The organism is Actinomyces johnsonii (assembly GCF_006546835.1).
Lineage (GTDB): Bacteria > Actinomycetota > Actinomycetes > Actinomycetales > Actinomycetaceae > Actinomyces > Actinomyces johnsonii.
Map to the genome: position 1 here is coordinate 151,046 of NZ_VICB01000003.1, position 20,422 is coordinate 171,467.

Consider the following 20,422-nt stretch of genomic DNA (forward strand, 5'->3'; position numbering starts at 1 on the left):
GGATAGTTCTATCGTCTGTCCCATGAGCACGACCGTGATGCCTGCTCCGACGCAGGCCGGCTCCAGCACTCGGCTCCTGTCCTGGCCCGTGATCGCTTGGGGTCTGTGGGACTGGGGGTCGGCGGCCTTCAACGCCGTCATCACCACCTTCGTCTTTACCGTTTACCTGGTTAGTGACTCCTTTGGGGCGAAGGCTGACAACGAGTCGGCACTGTCGATCGGTCTGGCAATCGCCGGTCTGTTCATCGCCCTGCTGGCGCCGGTGACCGGGCAGCGCTCGGATCGGGCCGGGCGGACCGTTTTCTGGCTCGGGGGCTACACCGCAGTGGTGGTCGGGGTCTCGGCGGCCCTGTTCCTGGTGCGGCCGGAGCCCGGCTACCTGTGGCTCGGCATCGTCCTGCTGGGGGTCGGAAATATCTTCTTCGAGCTTGCCTCGGTCAACTACAACGCCATCCTCAACCATCTGGCCTCCAAGGACCGGATCGGCGCCGTCAGCGGTCTGGGCTGGGGGATGGGATACCTCGGCGGTATCGTCCTGCTGCTCATCCTCTACGTCGCGCTAGTGGGCCCCAGCCCCCTGATCTCCTTCCCCACTGGGACCGCAATGGGGGTGCGCGTGGCCATGCTCGTGTCGGCGGTCTGGTTCGGTCTGTCCGCGCTTCCCGTCCTCATCAACCGCTCCCGCAGGCCGGAGCACTCCGGAGCCGCCGGCAGTGGAGAGGCGAGTGAGGGAATGACGTCGGCCGAACCGGGGCGGGACCGGGCCGGCATGGAGACCGAGCCCGAGGACGCCGCCTCCCACAACGTCGAGCGCAAGGAGTCGTTCCTGACCTCCTACAAGCTGCTATGGCGCACCTTGCTCCAGCTGCATAACTTCCAGCCGCGGCTGCTGTGGTTCCTGCTGGCCGCCGCCGTCTTCAGGGACGGGCTGGCCGGGGTCTTCACATACGGCGGCATCATCGCCCAGAACACCTTCGGCTTCTCATCGGGGGATGTCATCATCTTCGCCATCGTCGCCAACATCGTGGCCGGCATCGCCACGATCGGCGCCGGACGGCTTGACGACCGCTTCGGCCCCCGCAACGTCATCATGGCCAGCCTCATCATCCTGGTGGTGACCGGACTGCTGGTGTTCTTCCTGCACACCGCAGGCACAGTCGCCTTCTGGGTGCTGGGCCTGCTCCTGTCGGCCTGCGTGGGGCCCGCCCAGTCAGCCGCCCGCTCCTTCCTGGCCCGCCTCATCCCTGAGGGGCAGGAAGGGGAGATCTTCGGCCTCTACGCGACGACCGGGCGGGCAGTCTCCTTCATGGCGCCCATGATGTACGGCATCTTCATCTACCTGGGCACGCGCGTCGTCGGCCAGGGTGCGAACTACTGGGGGATCCTCGGGATCGTCACCGTGCTGGCGACCGGGCTGCTCCTCATGCTGCGCGTGGGAGATCCGGTCTCCGACGAGGAAACCGCTGCGTAGACGGCTCGGGGAGGCGGCGTTGCGAGGGCCTTGCGGGGAAGGAATCGGGAACTCCGATCAGGATGAGGACTTGCGGGCCTCTCGCTGGACGCGCATGCGCTCGAGGTCCTCCGGCGTGAGCGGCCCCTGGGTGGTTCCCGGCGTGCCGTCCTGACGGAGCCAACTCACGGTGAGGCCCTCCTTGGCGCCGAAACGGGCCAGATGGATGCCGACGACGTGTTCGAGCCGCTCGAGGTGCTCGTCGTCGGCGGTCAGATCGAGCTGGAGGGCGCCGTCGTGGCACGAGAGTGTCACGACGCCGGTCATCGTCCCCTCGCGGTCGAAGGTCAGAGAGCCGGTCTCGGCGTCCTCGTCCCACATGGTGGTGATCTTGCGGCCCATGTGGCCGGCCAACTGCTTGCCGTACCGGGCCGGACGGTCCGTGGTCACGCGGGCGGTGGAGCGGCGCGAGAAATTGGGCCGTGCTGAGTCAGTCATGCTCCTACTCTGACGCGTCTCCATCAAAGACGTCTACGAACTCTCTGACATTGCGAGGTAGGGGGAGAGGCGGCACGCGTGACAACAGGAGTAATAAGAGATCATGTATCGCGGTGCGCCGCGAGCAGCCTCGCGAATGCGCGGGACTCGGCACGTGGCTCCTTCAGGGCCGATGCGGTCCGCCGGCGTGGGTGGCCCACAGGAACCGATGCTTCCAGTGGGCCTCACCCCTCATACGCCGTGACCGATATGTGAACTGCTGACAGTTCGTCAACTCGGCCTCGCGCAATACGGAGACGAACTGCGCGTGCTCGCGCTGGGCGATGTCGTGATCGGGGATGCTCACCGTGTTGTTGTTGAGGTAGAACGCGTAGCTGAGGCTGGGGCTACGTAGCGTCTCTCGGACCAGAGACCACCATCCGAAGCGCTTGTACGGCCCTGTGACGACCTCTTTCAACGGGGCGATGTTGCTGGGTTTTGAATTTGAATCATGGCACTCCTGAGATGTAGTCGTCGTTCGGCAAGCCTGTGACGCGCGCCGTCTCAACTGCTGGTGCAGGTACGGTCACCAGCAGCATCAGTGGCTTACTGCGGTTCCAGGAAGGGTTCTATTCCCCGGATGAGCTGTTCCGCACCGAGGTTGGGGTCGAGCGCTCTTTGCAGCAGAAACCCGTCAACGGCAGCGACCAGAACGAGTGCCCTGGCCTCCGCTTCCTCTGCGTGCGCGCCCTTCTGAGCGGCGAGCCGCTCGGCGAGGCGGGCACGAAAGGTGGAGAACATCGTGGCCAGGTCACTGCGCAGCTCGGCGTCATGCGTGGCTGCGACCAGTGCCTCGTTGAGCAGGACCACCCCCGGGTAGTCGGGTTTCAGGTCAAGGCGGAGGAGAAAGGCCAGCAGCCCCTCTCGGAGGTTCGGCGCCTCCAGCGCCTCCCGGAAGGGACCCTCAAGGAGGCTGCGCGCGCCCTCGCATGCGGCGGCGCGACGCAGCCCCTCGATGCTGCCCACGTGGTAGTGGACGAGGCCGGGGCTGACTCCGGCGCGCTCGGCGACTCGGCGAGTCGTCACCACCTCCCAGCCGCCGTCAACGACGAGCTGCTGCGCGGCGGCAATCAACTCCTGGCGAGTCGAGGTCCTATCGGGCACGTAACCTCCTCAATGTCATCAAAGCTTGATGAACGACGTGCTTGTACGGTTGTATTGGACGAACGTCCAAGGCAACCGTGCAAGTCACTTCTTCGTGTTGCAAGGCGAGGGGCGGTTCTCGCAAAGTGAGCCACGTGAGCAAGAGTCGGCTGGGTTGTGCCCTACGTCGGTGACGTTGTGACGTTCCCGGCGTGCGAGCCGGCGGTGCGCGTGCTGCGGAGCGGCTGAGGCGTGCGGATCCGGTGGTGATGCTCACGTACCGGGGTTATCGGCGTCAGTCATCATGCCGGTCGCTCATATCTGAGGACCGGGGCCGCCAAGAAAGGACTCGGCCCGCAGCTCGGACTTCCGAGCTGCGGGCCCAAGCCTCGCAAGGTTCCACCTGCAACCCGGGGTCCCATGCACCCGGGGAGGCGGTTCCTCCTTCGCCGAAACGATCACGCCGGGCTCCCTATGACCCGGTGTCATCTCAGGGATGCAGTCCGTCATCGGGCTCCCCAACCCTCGAGACCGTCCCTGTCCAGCGGTTGACACTATGTAACGCCATCATTCTGTGAGGACGAGGGGCAGAAACCTGGGAAAAATCTGGGAAATTCTCGGTCGGGTCGATTCGGTGAGTTAAGGATTCTCTTAGGGAAGGCGGACGCTCATCATCGCTCAGGAGATGGGGGAGAAGCGGACGGCGGTGCCTGATGCCGTCACCATGAGCATGCCGTTGTCCGAACCCAGTGTCTCGTAGTCGATGTCGACGCCGACGACGCCCTCGGCCCCGAGCTCCTGGGCGCGCTGAACCATCTCCGCCAGGGCCGTCTCCCGAGCTTGGATGAGCTCTCCCTCGTAGGTCTGGGAACGACCGCCCACTAAGTTGCGGAACCCTGCGGCCATGTCTTTGATGAAGTTGACTCCCGCGATGGTTTCCCCGCAGACGACTCGCAGGTACTGCGTGACGGGGGTTCCCTCGACGGTGGGAGTGGTGGTGACGATCATGGGCTGGTCCTCCTCGGGTTGTTGATCGGTGATGCCGGTGGTCACGACCATACTGTCCCGGAATGTTCTGTGGGCGCTTCTTACGGTTGGCTCCGAGCCAGTCTCAGAAGGCGGCTGTAGCGCTCGCCGATCTCCTCGTGGGGGACGGGCGCGCCGTCGAGGCTCCAGGACAGCAGGTGCTCCAGGCTGAATCGAGCAGCGCAGCGCGAACAGGAAACGGGCGAGGACGGGCGACGCATCCGATCGACCTCGTGGCCCTCCGGACACCTGCCCACCCATCGCCCCCGCAGCCTCGGAGCCCGGGCGTCCACGAGCCGTCGTCCGGTGGCTCCCAAACGGGTCGCCTCGGCGGCCCAGACGGCGTCGTGCCCGTGATGGGGGCCTACGCGGGCGTGGGCGATCTCGTGCAGGATCGTCTCGCGGACCTGGGGTTCGTCGTACAGGCTCATGAGGTGGCGGCTGAGTGTGAGTCTGCGTCTCGTATGGTCAGTCTGGCCCGCCCGGCGGCGCGCTCGGTCGAGGCTCAGCTCCCAGTCGCCGACGCCGGCCTCCTCCATGAGGGTGTGCGCCAGGCTCAGGACGTCGGGAAGATTCACGGCCCCACACTATGCACTGGCGGCTCCGCCTCCTCGATGGTGGCGCCGGTGATACCGGGCGCATCCCGCCGGCAGTGCGCGGTGGTCAGTTATTCCGGGAAGTCCTGACATCGGGAGCGCGGTGAGTCCTGCCGTTGTGTGACACGATGATCCCGATGTCCCAGCATCCTTCCAGCCAGCGTTCGCGGGACCGCCGAAGTGCGAGCGGTTCCGGCTCGTCTCAGTCCGCCCGCACTCCGCGCCGCGCGGGCCCGACGGCGCAACGCGGCAGTGAGCGGGCTCGGAGCGGTGGTCAGGGCCCTCATTTCGGACGCGGGCACAGTCGCCGGGGCGGTGATCGACCGGGCCGTCTGCGCGACAGCATTAAGCGCGGAAGACGAAGCGGGGAACGCCCGGTCATGGCCTTCCTGCGCAGTCCGGTGGGCGTGGTTCTCGGAGCTTTCCTCGTCACACTCCTGGTGGGCCTGATCGGGGTTCGCGCAGTCGGCTCCTCGCTCAGCGGACTCATGGGGCTGGGGCGACGGGTCTCTCATGTGGCGACGAGTTCTGCGCCGGCACCGCTGGTGCCCGACGCGAGCGGGTTCGACGCCACCCGTATCATCGACGATGAGGTCTTCTACGACTCTGGTGCGATGACGCGCGAGGAGATCGCCGCCTTCCTGACGCGGGTCAACTCCGGCTGCCTGCCGGGCAGTGATGGCACCGAGTGCCTGGCCACGGCCACCTTCTCCATGCAGGAGCGCGAGGCCACCACGTTCTGCCCCGGCGGCATCAAGGCTGCCTCGGGTCTTAGCGCGGCCGATGTCGTCTGGGAGGTCTCGCAGGCGTGCGACATCAACCCCCAGGTCCTCCTGGTGCTCATCCACAAGGAGCAGGGGCTGCTCACCGCCTCGGGCCGAACCCTGAGTGCCCGCGACTACGAGGCCGCGGCCGGCTACGCCTGCCCCGATCATGGAACCTGCGATCCTCAGTGGGCCGGTTTCTTCCCCCAGCTCTACGGGGCGGCCTCCCAGTTCCAGCGCTACCGCATCAGTCCGGAGACCTATGACGTGGTGGCTCAGCGTCCCACCCGGATCGCCTACTCGCCCGACACGCAGTGTGGCAGTGGTGAGGTCACGGTGGCGAACCAGGCGACGGCCGGTCTGTACAATTACACGCCCTTCCAGCCCAATGAGGCCGCCGGTAGCGGAGGCGACCAGTGCACCTCTTGGGGCAACTGGAACTTCTACGGCTACTTCAAGGCGCTCTTCGGGAGTCCGACGTCGGGCTAGCCGCTCCCGGGCTAGTCTCTGAAACGCCGTCATTTCAACGATCCTGGGGTGTGGTGCCGGTGCACTCAGGAGGTCGTAACCATATCGTCACCAAGCGTCACCATTTAGATGCGTTATTTCCAGGCTTCTCTCAGACTGCGTCGGCAGAGTCAGAGTCACCACTGAACGGTGGCGACCGCGAGGTACTGGGGAGTACTGCAGACCGGCCACCATCGAGTCTGGGCCACAGCCAAGGGAATGTGCTCGGACGTTTCGGTGAAGGAGGACCCGCTGCCGAATGGGAACCGGTGAGCGACCTCGTTGCGAAGGGCCCGGCCCGGTATTTTAACCGGGGCGGGCCTTCGCAGTGCCTGGGCGCAGGACCATCCGGTCCGCGCCCAGGCTTCTTTCCAGGGACTGCTCCCGTGGCATGACATGATGCGAACATGACGCTGCCGCCGGTACTGGCAACCACCTGGGTCGTCATCGAGTACCTCATCAAGATCGCCGCGCTGGGCACGGTTCCGGAGAACCGCCGTCCGTCGTCGTCGACCGCGTGGCTTCTGCTCATCTTCCTGCTGCCCCTTGTGGGACTCCCGCTCTACCTGCTCATCGGCAGCCCGTGGGTTCACGGCACCCGCCGCCGCCAGCAGCACACCGTCAATGAGATCACCCTCGACTACACCCGCGCCATGCCTGACCTGCCCAAGGGGGCGCGGCCCTCGACCTACCTGGCCGGAGCGCTGCGCATGAACCGCAGGCTCACCGGGCTGCCCTGCGTCAGCGGGGAGGTGGTGGCCGTTCACGCCGAGCCCGCCGCCACCTACGAGGCCATGGCCCGCGCTGTTGACGCCGCCACCGACCACGTCCACGTCGAGTTCTACATCATGAGCTGGGACGAGGTCACCGACGTCTTCTTCGCGTCCCTGGAGCGCGCGGTGGCCCGAGGGGTTACGGTGCGCCTCCTGCTGGACCATCTGGGCAGCCGCAAGTATCCCGGCTGGAAGCAGTTCTGCCAGCGCATGACCGACGCTGGCATCCGCTGGCGGCTCATGATGCCCCTGCTGCCGCTCAAGCGGCGCTGGCGCCGCCCGGACCTGCGCAACCACCGCAAGATCCTGGTCATCGACGGTGAGAAGGCCTTCATCGGCAGCCACAACGTCATCGACCCCACCTACCGGACCCGGCGCAACGTGCGGGCCGGGCGCCGCTGGGAGGACCTGTCCGTGGAGGTCACCGGCGAGATCGTCCTGGAGGCCCAGGCCGTCTTCGCCATGGACTGGTACTTCGAGGCCGGCGAGCAGCTCGAGGCCTTCGATCTTGCCCTGGGAACGCCCGTGGAAATGCTGCCGGAGATGGCGGGTCTGCCGGGGATCCCGATAGGGACGCCGGCTCCCCGGCCGGGGCGGCCCGACGCAGTCGTCAACGCCATGCAGCTCGTCCCCTCCGGTCCCGGATACCCCACCGAGCCGAACCTGCGGATGTTCTTGGCGCTCATCAATGGGGCCAAGCGGCGCGTGTCCATTACCAGCCCCTACTTCATCCCCGACGAGGCGCTCCTGTCCGCGATGACGTCGGCTGCCTACCGGGGGGTGGAGGTCGAGCTGTTCGTGGGCAAGGAGTCCGACCAGTTCATCGTCAGCCACGCCCAGCGCTCTTACTACTCAGCGCTTTTGGCCGCCGGGGTGCGGATCTACCTTTACCCGTCGCCGACAGTCCTGCACTCGAAGTACATGACGGTCGACGACGAGGTCGGAGTCATCGGGTCCTCCAACATGGATTTCCGTTCCTTCGCCCTCAACTACGAGGTCATGCTGCTGGCCTTCGGCGGGGACCTTGACGACCTGCTGCGTGTCAACGACGTCGACTACCGGGCTATCTGCACCGAGCTGACCCCGGAGGTGTGGGCCACCGAGCCCTGGTACAACCGCTACGTGGACAACGTCTGCCGCCTCATGTCCGCCGTGCTGTAGGGCCGGTCAGGGGGCGAGCATTTCTCCCAGGCGCACTTCAGGTTTGTAGAAAACACACAATGTGTGGCTGTTTGGTTCGTGTGCGTCATAAGGTCGGATTTGCTGGAAAGATCTGTGTGAAAACGACTGTCAGAGGCAAGTGTAGGAACTGCCGATGTTTGGCACATTATCTGATGTGGAGTGTTTGTGTGGAGCGGTATGATGGAGGTGTCATTTATCCGATCGATAAATTGTGGTGAATGACGAGGATGAGAATACTCAAGTATTCTACTTGGGTTCGACGAATTCGAAGGAGAGATCTCGATAGGTGTGACGCGAGCGCTGAGGCGGATAGGTTCTCCAATGTTGGCCTTTGTTATGGTGATCGGAATGTTGTTCGGCTCAGCAGGGCAGGCTGTAGCTGCACCTCAATCGGTTGCGTAAAGTCCTGAGCAGGCGAAGGTGGCGGATTTTCAAACCGAGTATAAGGCGAAAGCTTCACCTGAAGACTACCGGAAAGTGGTTGAGGCCTATGATCGACTGGTCGCGAGAAAGCCTGGCCCTGTTGAGTAGCCCGCTTCCGCGTGTGTCAGTATCCCCAGGCAGCCGTTGTTGCCTATGGCTGGTATCTGATGGCTGTTGGTGCGGTAACCGGTGTCGCTGGAGGTGCTGCGGATGGGGCGATCGTCGGTATTCCTGCTGGTGTGGTGCTCAATGGTATTGGTGCTGCTGAAGGGCTTACTGGGGTTGCGCTCGTGTATTGGACCGATCACACTTCTTGGCCTCGGCGGATCTGCGTTTGATGCGGGTCTTTGATGCTGAGATCGCGGTGCAGGTTTGGTGCTAATTGTGTGCAAGCCCATACCGGGTCTCTTTCGTTAAAGAATCTGAATTTTGCTCTGAGTTTGGAATGTCGTTATGTTGTCTTGGTTTATTGGGGTGACTATTTTCTGGCTGTGTATGCTGGCTGGGGGGGGTGATTCGCTATTACCGCACTCGACAGAAAAGTGAGTATCGGCATCGAGGTGATGATGTACAAGATTGAGATGTCGGCTGTTTCGTTCTGAATCAGATGAGCCCGTCAAGGTGAAGAGGTGTTGCAATGGGTATTCCTCAGTGGGTGTTGGCGCTAGCAGTTGGTTGGAGTGGAGTTCTGGTGGGGGTGGGGGTCCGTCTGTACCGGACCAGGAGCTCCTGGATGCGCAAGCACCGGGACGACCAGTCCCAGCGTTGAGCCGGGCAGATCGAACAGAAGCCGACAATCAGCTGTTTCTCTTGAGGATAGGACGGGTGCTGCTACGTGATTTGGAGGTTTGCTATGCCCTCATGGTTCATTGGGTCGATTCTGTTCTGGATGTGCGTGGCGCTTGGAACTGGTATCCGTCTGTACCGGACCAGGTACTCCTGGATGCGCAAGTACCGGGATGACCAATCCCAGCGCTGACCCGAGCAGATCAACAAGTATCGACGTCGTCGGCCCCCGCACCGGGATGGTGCGGGGGCCGACTGTGTGGAACCGGAGAAAGGGTCTTATGGGGCGCGTGGGCCGGTGGGCTCAGACGTCTCGGCGGGTGAAGAGGACTCCGGCGATCATCATCGGGACGAGGGCCCAGGCTGCGAAGACGGCGATCGCCTGCCAGTGCTGGAGGAAGGTGGCGGTCCCGGCCTGGCCCCAGTGGTGGGACAGGCTGAAGGGATCGGCGACAGCGTCGGCCACGGTGTTGGGCAGCAGGCCCAGGACTTTGACCGCCCACTGCCAGCGGCCGGCCAAGAGCTGGAGCGGAATGGTGACGACGAACAGAAGTGAGACCACCACGGTGATGGCTCCCGCCGTCGAGCGGGTGAGGTAGCCCAGCCCCATGGCCATGAGTGCGATGACCGTGAAAGACAGACCGGTTCCCCAGAAGAGTCCCAGATAATGGGTGTTGGTGAGTGCTCCGGCATGCCCCTTCATGAACGGGTAGGAAACCGCGTAGGACAGGAGCACGGAGGTGACTCCCAAGATGAAGGAGAAAGCCGCCACCACGAGGGCCTTCGCCGCGAAGAGGCGGCCGCGGTGGGGGACGGCCACCACCGAGGAGCGGATCTGGCCCGAGGCGTACTCGCCGGTGACGACCAGCGCTCCCAGGACGGCTACGACGATCATGCCCAGGGTGGAGCCCGAGGAGATCATGTCCTTGGCGACGTCGGCCCGCTCTGGAGAACCGGCGTAGCCGACGGCCAGGCCCGCACCGAACAGGACCATGATGGCGATCGTGATGGCCGAGGTGATCCATGTGGAGACCAGCGTGCGGAGCTTGAGCCACTCGGCGCGAACCGCGCCGGCGACGGACTGTCTGCCGGCCACACGCGGCCGGGCCGGCCAGATGGAGGCCTCCAGGGCGCGCTGATGCGCGGTGCCCGGCTGCTGGTGAGCGGTAGTCGGGATGGCCTTCTGGGCGGCCTCGAAACGGGTGAGGCCCGTGGTGGGCGCTGCGGCTGCGGTGGTCATGGTGGGGTGGTCCTCGGGAATCCTCATGGTGGTCGTTCTTCCTGAATGACATCAGGCTAGGAGGGCCGGAACCCGGCGTGATCGTCCCGGTGGGCGAATATCCGCAGCGTGGAGGTACTCCCTCTGGGGGAGGAGGCGTCATCTGTGGGGATGATGAGTCGTCATGGCTCGGTACCTGGGCGGACGCACCATAGACCTCGTGGACTGTCCCTGTGGGCTCATGAGTGGGCTCAGAACTCGGGGCCCATGGCGTGTCCGAGAGGGGCGGGGCGTTCGTGAGGTGAGCGCGCTGAGGCGTCAGGCGATCTGGGCGCAGAGCTTGGTGATGCGCTGGAGGCTCACCTTGCGGCTCGTGCCCAGCGTCTGGGCGAACAGGCTGACCCTCAGCTCCTCGACCATCCAACGGGCCTCCTCCAGCAGGGCCTCGCGCTGCGGATCGGCCGGCAGCGAGGCCGCCTTGGCGCGGGCCTTGTCCACCACCTCCTGGGCCTGAGAGACCTGGAAGGCCAAAGCCGCGTCCTGGGAGGCGGCCGACGGCGCCGAGGCCGCCTTCTCCACCCGCATCACCAGCGCCCTCAGGTAGCGTTCCAGATGCGCCAGATACTCGGGCGGAGTGACAGTGATGAAGCCATCGCGGATCAGGGCCGCCGCGTGCTCGCGCACCTCCTGGAGTGTGCCCAGCAGGGTTAGCGAGGTGTGCTCGCTCACCACGCGGTCCACCTCCCGGGCTGCCCTGAGTGCCGCGGCGGCCTGCCGGGCCACCCGGTAGACCTCGTCCTCGAGCTCGTCGCGCATGACGCCGACCAGGGAGGCGAAGACCTCCCGCGTGCGCACCTCGGCCAGCGGACTGCCGGAGGCTGACGCTGCCCAGCGCCCGGCCACGATTCGCGCCCCGGCAACCTGCATGTCCTCCACCAGCGCCTCAGTACTCCGATAGGGACTGGCCGCCAGGATCAGCGACTCCTGCGCGCTCCACCGGCTCGTCACCCGGGCCGTCGGCAGTGCGGTGCGGGCCAGCGCCAGCGCCGTGACCCCGGCGCCGTGGGCGCCCAGCTGGGCGACGGCGTCGGGCAGGATCCTCAAATCCGCGCTCCTGGCCGAGGCCACCACCAGCGCCGGATAGCCGCGCACCACCAGGCCGGCCCGTCCCGCCGACTCCACCGAGGCCGGGATCGTCGAACCGTCCGGGTCGCCGAGGCCCGGCACGCCACTGGGCCAGTCGGTCAGCCCCTTACGCTCCGCCAAACCGGCGCCGGCCCCGGCGGTCCCCGTGGTCCCGGCAGCGCCGTCGGGGCGCTGGGCGACAGCAACCTGCCCGGCCTTCTTCTTGCGCCCCTTGCGGTCGGGTCTGCCGTCCGCGCCCCGCGAGCCCTGGCGCTCCTGCGCCTCGGCCATCGCCTGCGCCAGCGCGCCGCGCACCACCGAGCGCACGGCTGCCTCCGTCCTGCCCGACAGCCGCTGCTGGAGCGAGACCAGGTCCCGGCCGCGATCGATGACCCTGCCCCGGCCGTCCAGGGCCGCGAAGCCCATCGCCAGGTGGTCCGGGAGCCGCTGGGCGGCCTCGGCCCAGTCGGCCTCTGTGATCTCCACCCCTTTGAGGCGGGACACCACCCGACTGAAGGCCTCCTCGAAGGGCACCTCCGGGCAGCTCGCGCCGGGCGGCGTCGGGAACTCCTGCTCGATCTGGGCCCGCACCTGGGCACCCACGTCTGGGGCCGGCACCAGCTGGCGGCGCACCCGCTTGGGCAGTGCCCTGATCGTGGCCACGCACAGCTCGGCGCGCATGCCCGGCACCAGCCAGTCGAAACCATCCGGGGTCAGGCGCCCCAGCACCTCCACCGGAACCTGGACGCTGACCCCGTCCTCGGGGCGGCCCGGCTCGAAGACGTAGTCCAGGCCCAGGGTCAGGTCGCCCTGCACCCACGTGTCCGGGAAGCCGCTGGCGTCGCCCCCTCCGGGCAGCAGCAGCTCGCGGGTGAAGTCCAGCAGGTCCGGGGTGGTGCGCCGCTGCTCCTTCCACCAGGCGTCGAAGGCCGCCGCGGAGGTCACCTCCTCGGGGATGCGGTCGTCATAGAAGTCGAACAGGGCCGTGTCGTCGGCCAACAGGCCGTGCTCACGCCGACGCCGCTCCACGTCCTGAAGTTCCTCGATCAGCTCCCGGTTGCGCTCCACGAAGCCGTGCCGGGCGTGCCAGCCGCCCTCCACCAGGCCCGAGCGGATGAACATCTCCCGGGCCACCTGGCGGGCCGAGTCCGTCCCCACGCTCGCCAGCGTCACCGGCCGGTCCGCCACCAGGGTCATCCCGTAGAGCAGCACCTTCTCGTGGACCATCGCCGCCCCCTGGCGGGTCGACCAGTAGGGCTCACCGAAGACGCGGCGGGTCAGGTCCGCCCGATCCGCCACCTGCTCGATCCACCGGGAGTCCACCTTGGCCACCGTGCGGGCGAAGAGCCGGGAGGTCTCCACCAGCTCAGCGGTCATCACCCAGTCGTAGGTCTTGCGGCGTAGCCCCGAGCCCGGCCAGATCGTGAAGCGGGTCCCGCGCGCGCCGGCGTACTCCCGACGACGCTCATCCCAGTTGCCCACATTGGACAGCAGGCCCACCAGCAGCGAGCGGTGGATCGCGTCGGCGTCGGGCGTGTCCGCACTGCGTCCCAGGGCCACGACGGCGGCCGCCACGCCCCCGTTGGCGATCTGGGCGGCGTGGCTACCCGGCTCCAGGGCCTCGGTGGCCGCCCGGATCGAGCGGGCCGTCGGCAGCTCCACCGGGGCGGCATCCAGGCCGAGCGGACGGGCAAGCTGGCGCAGCTGGGCGTGGACGTCCTGCCACTCGCGCACCCGCAGGTAGTGCAGGAACTCGGCGCGGCACATGCGCCGGAACGCCGATCCCGACAGCTCGCGGCTCTGCGTGCGCAGGTAGCGCCACAGGTTGAGATAGGTCAGGAAGTCACTGGTCAGGTCGGCGAAGCGTCGGTGCAGGGCATCGGAGGCCTCCTGCTTGTCCACCGGGCGCTCGCGCACATCCTGGATGGACAAGGCCGCCACGATGACCATGACCTCCCCGACGCAGCCCAGCTCTCCGGCCTCCAGGAGCATGCGCCCCAGGCGCGGGTCGATCGGCAGGCGCGCCAGTCGCCGACCGATCCCGGTCAGGTGCGGGCCCCTCCGACCCCGCCCGGGGGCGTCGTCGGACCGGGCGGAAGCGGCCCCAGCCGGTTCGATCGCGCCGATCTCCGTGAGCAGCTGCAGCCCGGAGCGGACCTGGCGGGAGTCGGGGGCGTCCAGGAAGGGGAAGTCTTCCACCGCCCCCAGCCCCAGGGCCGCCATCTGCAGGATGACGCTGGCCAGTGAGGTACGCAGGATCTCCGGCTCGGTGTACTCCGGGCGCGCCTCGAAGTCGGCCTGCGAGTAGAGGCGGATGGCGATGCCGTCGGCCACGCGTCCGCAGCGGCCCGCCCGCTGGTTGGCACTGGCCCGGCTGACCGGCTCGATCGGCAGGCGCTGGACCTTGGTGCGGTTGGAGTAGCGGGAGATGCGCGCCAGGCCCGGGTCGATGACGTAGCGGATCCCCGGAACCGTCAGGGAGGTCTCGGCCACGTTCGTGGCCAGGACGATGCGGCGCACCCGGTGGGCCTCGAAGACCCGGTGCTGCTCAGCAGCGCTCAGGCGAGAGTACAGGGGGACGACCTCGATAGCCCCCGGCGTGCGCGAGCGGCCGTCGGGTGTGTAGCGCGCCCCCAGATGGTCGATGAGGGCTGCCTCGGTGTCGCGGATGTCGCGCTCACCGGCCAGGAAGATGAGGATGTCGCCGCCGGGCTCGTCCAGCAGCTCGTCGACGGCGTCGAGGATCCCGGTCACCTGGTCCTTGGGCTCGCCGGACTCATTGGCTGCGGAGCCGGTCCGCCCCCGACCCTTGCAGCGAGCGCCCTGGTTACGCGGGCTGAGCGCGGTGGCGCCCGCCCCGGAACGGACGGCCTCCCGGCGGGCCCGCGCCGCAGCGCGCACCGCCGGGTCGGGGGAGGTCAGGGCCTCCAGCTCGGCCTCACTCAGCTCACCGGGCGCCGCCGGACCGGGCCGGGGGGTGGCCGACCCGCTGGCCGGTGAGCCGTCGGCGTCGTCGGAGTCGGGCTTGGCGTCGTCGGGAGCCAGCGGACGGTAGCGGATCTCGACGGGATAGGTGCGCCCGGAGACCTCGATGATCGGGGCGGGAACGGTGAAGGGCTGTCCTCGGTCGCCGGTGATCTCGCGGCCGAAGTGCTCGGCGAAGCGCTCAGAGTCAATGGTGGCCGAGGTGATGATGACCTTGAGGTCCGGGCGCCGGGGCAGCAGGCGCGCCAGGTAGCCCAGGATGAAGTCGATGTTGAGGCTGCGCTCGTGAGCCTCGTCCACGATGATCGTGTCGTAGCGGCGCAACTGGGGGTCGGACTGGATCTCCGCCAGGAGGATGCCGTCGGTCATGAGCTTGACCAGGGTGTTCTCGCCGACCTCCTCGGTGAAGCGCACCTGGTAGCCGACGACACCGCCCGGCCCGATCGGGGTGCCCAGCTCGGAGGCGATGCGCTCGGCCACGCTGCGCGCGGCGATGCGCCGCGGCTGGGTGTGGCCGATCATCCCGGTCACGCCCCGGCCCAGCTCCAGGCAGATCTTGGGCAGCTGGGTGGTCTTGCCGCTACCGGTCTCGCCGGCGACGATGACGACCTGGTGCTCGCCGATGGCGGCGGCGATCTCCTCGCGGCGGGCCGAGACCGGCAACTCCTCGGGGTAGACGATTGCCGGGACGGCGGCGGCGCGGGCGGCGAGCTGCTCGGGGGAGTAGCCCTTCCAGGCGCTCCGGCGTCGGCCAGTGCCCTTACCGGCGCGCCGGCTCTGGCGACTGCGGCCGTGCGGGGCGCGCCTGTCCTGTTCGCCCCGCGTATCGCCGCCCTGTGCGCCGTCGGTGCTGCCAGTGTCGCCCCCACGGGGCCGTATATCGCTCTGTCCGGTACTTGGCTCATGGCCCTGCCGGCCGCTGTGCCGATCGGCCTGATCGCCGTTGTGACCCCGGTTCCGGTCCTCGCCCTGTTCCATAGGTTCCCTATTGTCCCCTATACGCGCGCCGGCGCCTCCCCGGGCCGCTGACAGCGCAGGACGGCGCGCCGCCGCCGGTCCTCCGGCCGCTCAGCGCAGACGACGGCGGGCCCACTCCAGGCTCAGGCGGGCGACCTCCTCCTGGGCCTGCTCCAGGTTCTTGGCGTGGACCTGCACCATCTGACTGGAGTCAGGCAGCAGCGGGAAGCCCTCGGCCGTGGCCTCAGCGGTATCCGGCAGCTCGTTGGACAGCACCCCGTGCACCATGAGCACCGGCCAGGGCAGATCCGCCAGTGTGCGCTCCGGCTCCTGCATGGAGAAGTCCGCCAGTGTCTCCTTGGACAGGACGTTCCACTCACGCGAGTTGGGGTTGTCGTCCACCAGTCGCGTCAACCCGTGCTGGGCCAGTTCATCGAGCTGCTCAGGGGAGAAGACCTCCTCCCACAGGATCGACTGCGGGCCCACGATGGCACCCACGAGCACGGCCGTGCGCACCTGCTCGGGCCGGGCCAGGAGCGCGGCCGTCGCCCCGAAACCGTTGGCGTGAATCATCTGCCGGGTGAAGCCCAGGCCGGCCAACCAGCTGGAGGCTGCGCGCAGGTCCTCGGCCTCTCCTGCCAGGGTGATGACGTCGTCGTCGGACTCTCCCAGGCCGGAGAAGTCCAGGCTGAGCGTGGCCAGGCCCGCCTCGCGGTAGCGGGCGCCGATCCGGTCCAGGCGGCCGTTCTGGCCGTGGCGGTCGGTGAGGAAGTCGTGCGCCAGCAGGACCACGCCCTCGGCCCTCGCCTCCGGGGGCTGGGCGTCGTCGGGCGTCGTGGAAACCTCCAGATCGATCGGAGCGGCCCCGGCGGGCAGGAGAAGGGTGCCGGCCAGAGTGATCCCGCGAGGGGTGCCGATACGGACGTCGCTCATGGGGTCAACCTAAGACAGAAAATAGGGACGGTCATGGGGCTCATGGGGGGAGTTGTCCCGATTGCGCTTCCAGCGTGAAGGTGGCGTCTGGGCCGCCATCCGCACCGGGGACTGTGGGTATCCACGAACTGTGAGGATTTTACGATGGTGGATGACGGGCTGTGGAAAGCGGGCGATCGGAGAGGGGGCGAGGACGGACACTGGGGCCCGCACTGGATCGTGCGGGGCTGTCCCCTTCGCTCAGTGCGGGGGACGGGGAGCACTCGCCGAGAGGCACGGCTGCCGACTGGGCCTCTCGGCGTTGCCCTGGCGCTATTCAGGCAGCGGAACCGTGCGAACCGCCTCGACGGCGCGTCGCACCAGGGCCTCGTCGGTGCGCTGGGGCTCATCGGGGGTCATGCCCTCGCGCGGGCAACGCATGTGGACCTCGCGCACGCCCGTGGACTCCACCAGGTCGACCAGGCCATGGGGGCGTACGGCCCCGGCCGCGACGACGGTCGGCCCGCCGCTGGCCACCAGCCCGGCGATCACGGAGGCGCCGTCGGCCGCAGTCTGCGCCGCGCCACTGGTCAGGACGTAGCGCACGCCGAGCCCCTCCAGATCCCCGTAGGCCTCGACGGTGTCGCGGCACTGGTCGAAGGCTCTGTGGAACGTGACCGGAGCGCCATTGGCCATGTCGACCAGCAGGCGCACCAGGCCGCGGTCGATCGTGCCGTCCTCGGTCAGGGCGCCGACGACGAAGCCCAGGTCCACGGCCGGCGGCAGCTGGCCGCGCCCACCGCCCGTGGCCTGGGGGCGGGTGAACTCGGCCATCTCCAGGGCCAGGGAGGCGATGCGTCGCACATCGGCGATCATGGCCCGGCCCTCATCAGCGTCGTAGACGAAGGAACCGCCACGGGGGCGGATGATCACCCTCAGGCCGAAGGGGGCGGCGGCGTCGGCCTTATCCGCCCAGTAGGGGCCGGCCTGTGCCCGGCGCTGCTCGACCTGCTCGGCGGCGGCGAAGATGGCCGCCTCGATGGTCCCGATCGAGGGCGTGGTGCCGGCGGCCGTGAGGTTGTCGCATAGCTCGGCGCGGTCGGCCCCGGCCCGAGCGGAGATCCGCACGCCCTCGATGTCTTCCACGCAGGTCTCCAGGACGATGTGGTCCGGGTGGCGCCAGGCGGGTGCGGGAGCGGTGATCGTGTGCTGGCGCAGCGACGGTGCTGAGCTAGTGAGCCTCATTGCGTTCATGGGGCCGAGTCTGACATGTCCTGACGTTGATGAAAACCGGGTAGATGTCAGATGTCCTCGAGGTCCTCGTAGGATTTGGGATCCTCGATCGGCTCCAGGTGCGCCGAGATGCGCAGGCTGGCGTCGGCGTCGACCAGCTCGTCGATGACCTGCTCGGTGAAGTCGTGCCCCTTCTTGACGCTCCAGGCCGCGGGAACCAGCACGTGCAGCTCCATGAATCGCCGGTTCCCGGCCTCGCGCACCCGCACGGCGTGAAAATCGATCATGCCCGCTTGGCGATGGCGCGCCAGGACCCGCTCGACGGTCTGGAGTACCTCGGTGGACGGGGCGATGTCCATCAGCCCGCCCACCGAGTCGCGGATGAGCGTGAAGCCGGTCCACATGATGTTGAGCCCGGCGCCCAGGGCGACGACGGCGTCGAGCACGGCCGAGTCGAAGACCGCTACCAGCGCCACCCCGACCAGGACCGCCGCGGAGGTGACGACGTCGGTGGCCAGGTGCTTGGCGTCGGCCACCAGGGTCACGGAGCGCTCGCGGCGCCCGGCCCGGTAAAGCATCCAGGCCACCGCGCCATTGAGGAGCGAGGCCACCACCGAGACCGCCAGCCCCAGCCCCAGCTGCTCGGGCATCTGCGGGTCGATGAGGCGGCCGATGGCGGAGATGATGATGAAGGCGGCCGCCACGAAGATCATGACGCCCTCGACGACGGCCGAGAAGTACTCGGCCTTGGAATGGCCGAACTGGTGATCGGCGTCGGCGGGCTTGACCGCGATCTTCAGCACGATGAGCGCTACGACCGCGGCCACCAGGTTGACCATCGACTCGGCGGCATCGGAGAGCAGGCCCACCGAGCCGGTCACCCAGGCCGCGGCACCCTTGAGCGCGATGGTGCCCAGGGCGGCGCCGATGGAGAGCCACGCGTAGGAACTGAGGTCCTTGGGGGGTGCGTATCGTGAGGACACCCCTCGATCATGGCGCGGGCCGCTGCGCCCTGACCAGCCGAGATTTCGCATCGCCGCAATGCGCGAATAGCCGGCGCCGGAGCTCGCGGACCGCTGTGGGTTAAGGTGGCGACGGGCGCCGCCCGGACAACACCGGGACGACGCAACGCAGGAAGCAGGAACCACGACATCAGCGAAAGGCGGGAGGATCGGGGTGCTGGACGTCTCCTCCCTCGCGCTGCACATGCCGGCCTCCCTCACCGACACCTTCCGGATCCTCGACCTGTGCGGCGTGCTGCTCAACGGAATCCTGGGCGGGCTCATCGCGCGGCGCAAGAACTTCGATCTGGTGGGCTTCGTTGTCCTGGCCATGCTCACCGCCACGGCCGGCGGCATCCTGCGCGACGTCATGATCCAGGCGGGTCCGCCCTTCGCCCTGACTGACCCCTACTACCTCTATACCGCCTGCCTGGGTGCCACGGTCGCCTGGTTCGTGCCCCTGACCTCGCGTCCTACCCGGCGCCTGCTCGTGGTGGCCGACGCCGTCATCCTGGGCTGCTGGGCGGCGACCGGCGCATCGAAGGCCCTCACCCACGGGCTCGGTGTCATGCCAGCGCTCCTGCTGGGCTGCCTCACGGCGATCGGGGGATCCATGATCCGCGATGTCGCCGTGGGGGAGACCCCGGCGGTCTTCGGCGGCAACAAGCTCTACGCGATCCCGGCGCTCATCGCCGCCGGCACCCAGGTCCTGGCCGTGCGGATGGGGGTGGCCGACGCGCACGCCATGCTGGTGTCCACCGCCGTCGGGGCCGGCCTGTGCGTACTCGCCTACTGGCGCTCCTGGCAGCTGCCGGTCATCTCCGATCGGGAGCGGCGTCGGGCCGGGCGGCGGACTGGACCGGGGGCGCTGGTCGGCTGGCGCCGGGCGCTCATGATGGGGCCGCTCAAGGCCCCCGCCTGGCGCGGTCGCGGGGGACGGGCGACAGACGGCAGTACGCCGTCGGAGCAGCCCGAGCAGGGGTAGGGGACGTCAGAGGCCTAACCGGCCTCGTTGACCGGACGCAGGCTGGCCTCGCCAGCGTCGACGGGCTGGGACTGGCCAGCGCTCTTGGCCGATGGCGTCCCGAAGAGCCGCTCCTTGACGGCGTCGGCGACCTTCTCGGTGACGGCCTCGCCCTGGGACCGTACGGCCTGCTTGACGTGGCTGGAGGCGGCGTCGACCCGGGTGCGCACGAAGGGCTGCTCGGCGACCCTCGAGGCGGCGGACTTGATGCGCTCGTACTGGGCACGCCCCGCGCGGGTCCCGAGCACGTATCCCGCGCCGAGTCCGAGGATGAAGGGGATCTTGCCGGCCATATCTGTCTCCTGAGCTTGAGGGAAGCGCTGGTTGATGCCTCATCACCATACCGGCCGCGAACCGGCCCGGCCTCCGTGAGGACTCCCCATCGGCGGCCTGATCGCCCACAGCGTCACGTGCGGCGCGATGCCCGGCGCTGCGGTCGCCCCTCACCGGGCTCCGAGGGATCGCTCCTGCGGGGGCGCTGAGAATCACATGGCCGCCGGCGAGGAGTCGTCAACGGTTTCAGCGGGGTTCGCACCGTTGGAGCCGTAGGCGCCCGGCTGGGAGCTGATCAGGCCATCGGGTGAGACGGTCGTGATGTAGGAGCGCCCGCCCAGGGCGACGCCGAGTGCCACTAGCAGGGCGGTCCCCATGAGGGTTGCCACCTGTAGCACGTTCAGGTCGGCCAGGATCGCGTGACGCCGGAGCGAGGCGGCGGTCGAGGAGGCCGGGGTGATCGTGCGGACGTTTGCCGGAACGGTCGAGGAGTTCTTGGAGAAGTCTTTGGAGAAGAAGGGGGACATGTGTTTCCTCCTGTTGAAGCGGGGATGGGAACGGGGGCG

General features: G+C 67.9%; 16 protein-coding genes. 4 read left to right on the top strand and 12 right to left on the bottom strand.

Going from position 1 to position 20,422, the window contains the following annotated elements:
- Positions 1 to 22 precede the first annotated feature (22 nt).
- The gene (locus FK256_RS01350) at positions 23 to 1,471 is read left to right on the top strand and encodes an MFS transporter (RefSeq protein WP_170197884.1); all 1,449 of its coding nucleotides are present in this window, start codon (positions 23 to 25) and stop codon (positions 1,469 to 1,471) included.
- 57 nt (positions 1,472 to 1,528) lie between these two features.
- On the opposite strand, the gene FK256_RS01355 is transcribed toward FK256_RS01350, so the two are convergent.
- From FK256_RS01355 to FK256_RS01375, 5 genes are all read right to left on the bottom strand, one after another.
- Positions 1,529 to 1,948, bottom strand: a complete 420-nt coding sequence (locus FK256_RS01355) for a DUF2218 domain-containing protein (RefSeq protein WP_141423411.1) — start codon at positions 1,946 to 1,948, stop codon at positions 1,529 to 1,531.
- A gap of 163 nt (positions 1,949 to 2,111) precedes the next feature.
- The gene (locus FK256_RS01360; protein ID WP_141423412.1) at positions 2,112 to 2,405 is read right to left on the bottom strand and encodes a hypothetical protein; all 294 of its coding nucleotides are present in this window, start codon (positions 2,403 to 2,405) and stop codon (positions 2,112 to 2,114) included.
- A gap of 128 nt (positions 2,406 to 2,533) precedes the next feature.
- Positions 2,534 to 3,091: a TetR/AcrR family transcriptional regulator gene (locus FK256_RS01365; protein WP_141423413.1), complete on the bottom strand. Its 558-nt coding sequence runs from the start codon at positions 3,089 to 3,091 to the stop codon at positions 2,534 to 2,536.
- A gap of 657 nt (positions 3,092 to 3,748) precedes the next feature.
- Positions 3,749 to 4,078: a heavy metal-binding domain-containing protein gene (locus FK256_RS01370; RefSeq protein WP_009234437.1), complete on the bottom strand. Its 330-nt coding sequence runs from the start codon at positions 4,076 to 4,078 to the stop codon at positions 3,749 to 3,751.
- An 80-nt stretch (positions 4,079 to 4,158) separates the two neighbouring features.
- Positions 4,159 to 4,674 (bottom strand): SprT-like domain-containing protein, encoded by a 516-nt coding sequence (locus tag FK256_RS01375; RefSeq protein WP_021606988.1) that lies wholly within the window; start codon positions 4,672 to 4,674, stop codon positions 4,159 to 4,161.
- Positions 4,675 to 5,072: 398 nt separating this feature from the next.
- Between FK256_RS01375 and FK256_RS01380 the strand changes: the two genes are divergently transcribed.
- Both FK256_RS01380 and FK256_RS01390 read left to right on the top strand, forming a co-directional pair.
- A complete protein-coding gene (locus FK256_RS01380) occupies positions 5,073 to 5,945 on the top strand; it encodes a hemagglutinin (protein ID WP_141423414.1) in 873 nt (290 codons plus the stop codon).
- A 425-nt stretch (positions 5,946 to 6,370) separates the two neighbouring features.
- Positions 6,371 to 7,897 carry a phospholipase D-like domain-containing protein gene (locus FK256_RS01390; protein ID WP_009234434.1) on the top strand — a complete coding sequence of 509 codons (1,527 nt, stop codon included), beginning with the start codon at positions 6,371 to 6,373 and terminating at the stop codon, positions 7,895 to 7,897.
- A 1,534-nt stretch (positions 7,898 to 9,431) separates the two neighbouring features.
- On the opposite strand, the gene FK256_RS01395 is transcribed toward FK256_RS01390, so the two are convergent.
- The 5 genes from FK256_RS01395 to FK256_RS01415 form a co-directional block, all read right to left on the bottom strand.
- Positions 9,432 to 10,394 (bottom strand): ABC transporter permease, encoded by a 963-nt coding sequence (locus FK256_RS01395; RefSeq protein ID WP_425321566.1) that lies wholly within the window; start codon positions 10,392 to 10,394, stop codon positions 9,432 to 9,434.
- Between the two features lie 270 nt (positions 10,395 to 10,664).
- Positions 10,665 to 15,434, bottom strand: coding sequence for a DUF3418 domain-containing protein (locus FK256_RS01400; protein WP_141423415.1), 4,770 nt, complete (start codon positions 15,432 to 15,434; stop codon positions 10,665 to 10,667).
- Between the two features lie 90 nt (positions 15,435 to 15,524).
- Complete coding sequence (locus FK256_RS01405) at positions 15,525 to 16,346, bottom strand: alpha/beta hydrolase family protein (protein ID WP_141423416.1); 822 nt, start codon at positions 16,344 to 16,346, stop codon at positions 15,525 to 15,527.
- A gap of 312 nt (positions 16,347 to 16,658) precedes the next feature.
- A complete protein-coding gene (locus FK256_RS01410) occupies positions 16,659 to 17,570 on the bottom strand; it encodes a copper homeostasis protein CutC (protein WP_196800823.1) in 912 nt (303 codons plus the stop codon).
- 56 nt (positions 17,571 to 17,626) lie between these two features.
- Complete coding sequence (locus FK256_RS01415) at positions 17,627 to 18,541, bottom strand: cation diffusion facilitator family transporter (protein WP_021606605.1); 915 nt, start codon at positions 18,539 to 18,541, stop codon at positions 17,627 to 17,629.
- Positions 18,542 to 18,764: 223 nt separating this feature from the next.
- Here FK256_RS01415 and FK256_RS01420 point away from each other — a divergent pair, with 223 nt between their 5' ends.
- On the top strand, positions 18,765 to 19,544 hold the full coding sequence (locus FK256_RS01420) for a trimeric intracellular cation channel family protein (protein ID WP_141423623.1): 780 nt from the start codon (positions 18,765 to 18,767) through the stop codon (positions 19,542 to 19,544).
- Positions 19,545 to 19,558: 14 nt separating this feature from the next.
- Here FK256_RS01420 and FK256_RS01425 read toward each other — a convergent pair whose 3' ends face one another.
- Positions 19,559 to 19,876, bottom strand: a complete 318-nt coding sequence (locus FK256_RS01425) for a hypothetical protein (protein ID WP_021606603.1) — start codon at positions 19,874 to 19,876, stop codon at positions 19,559 to 19,561.
- A gap of 192 nt (positions 19,877 to 20,068) precedes the next feature.
- Positions 20,069 to 20,383, bottom strand: coding sequence for a hypothetical protein (locus FK256_RS01430; protein ID WP_141423417.1), 315 nt, complete (start codon positions 20,381 to 20,383; stop codon positions 20,069 to 20,071).
- Positions 20,384 to 20,422: the final 39 nt, after the last annotated feature.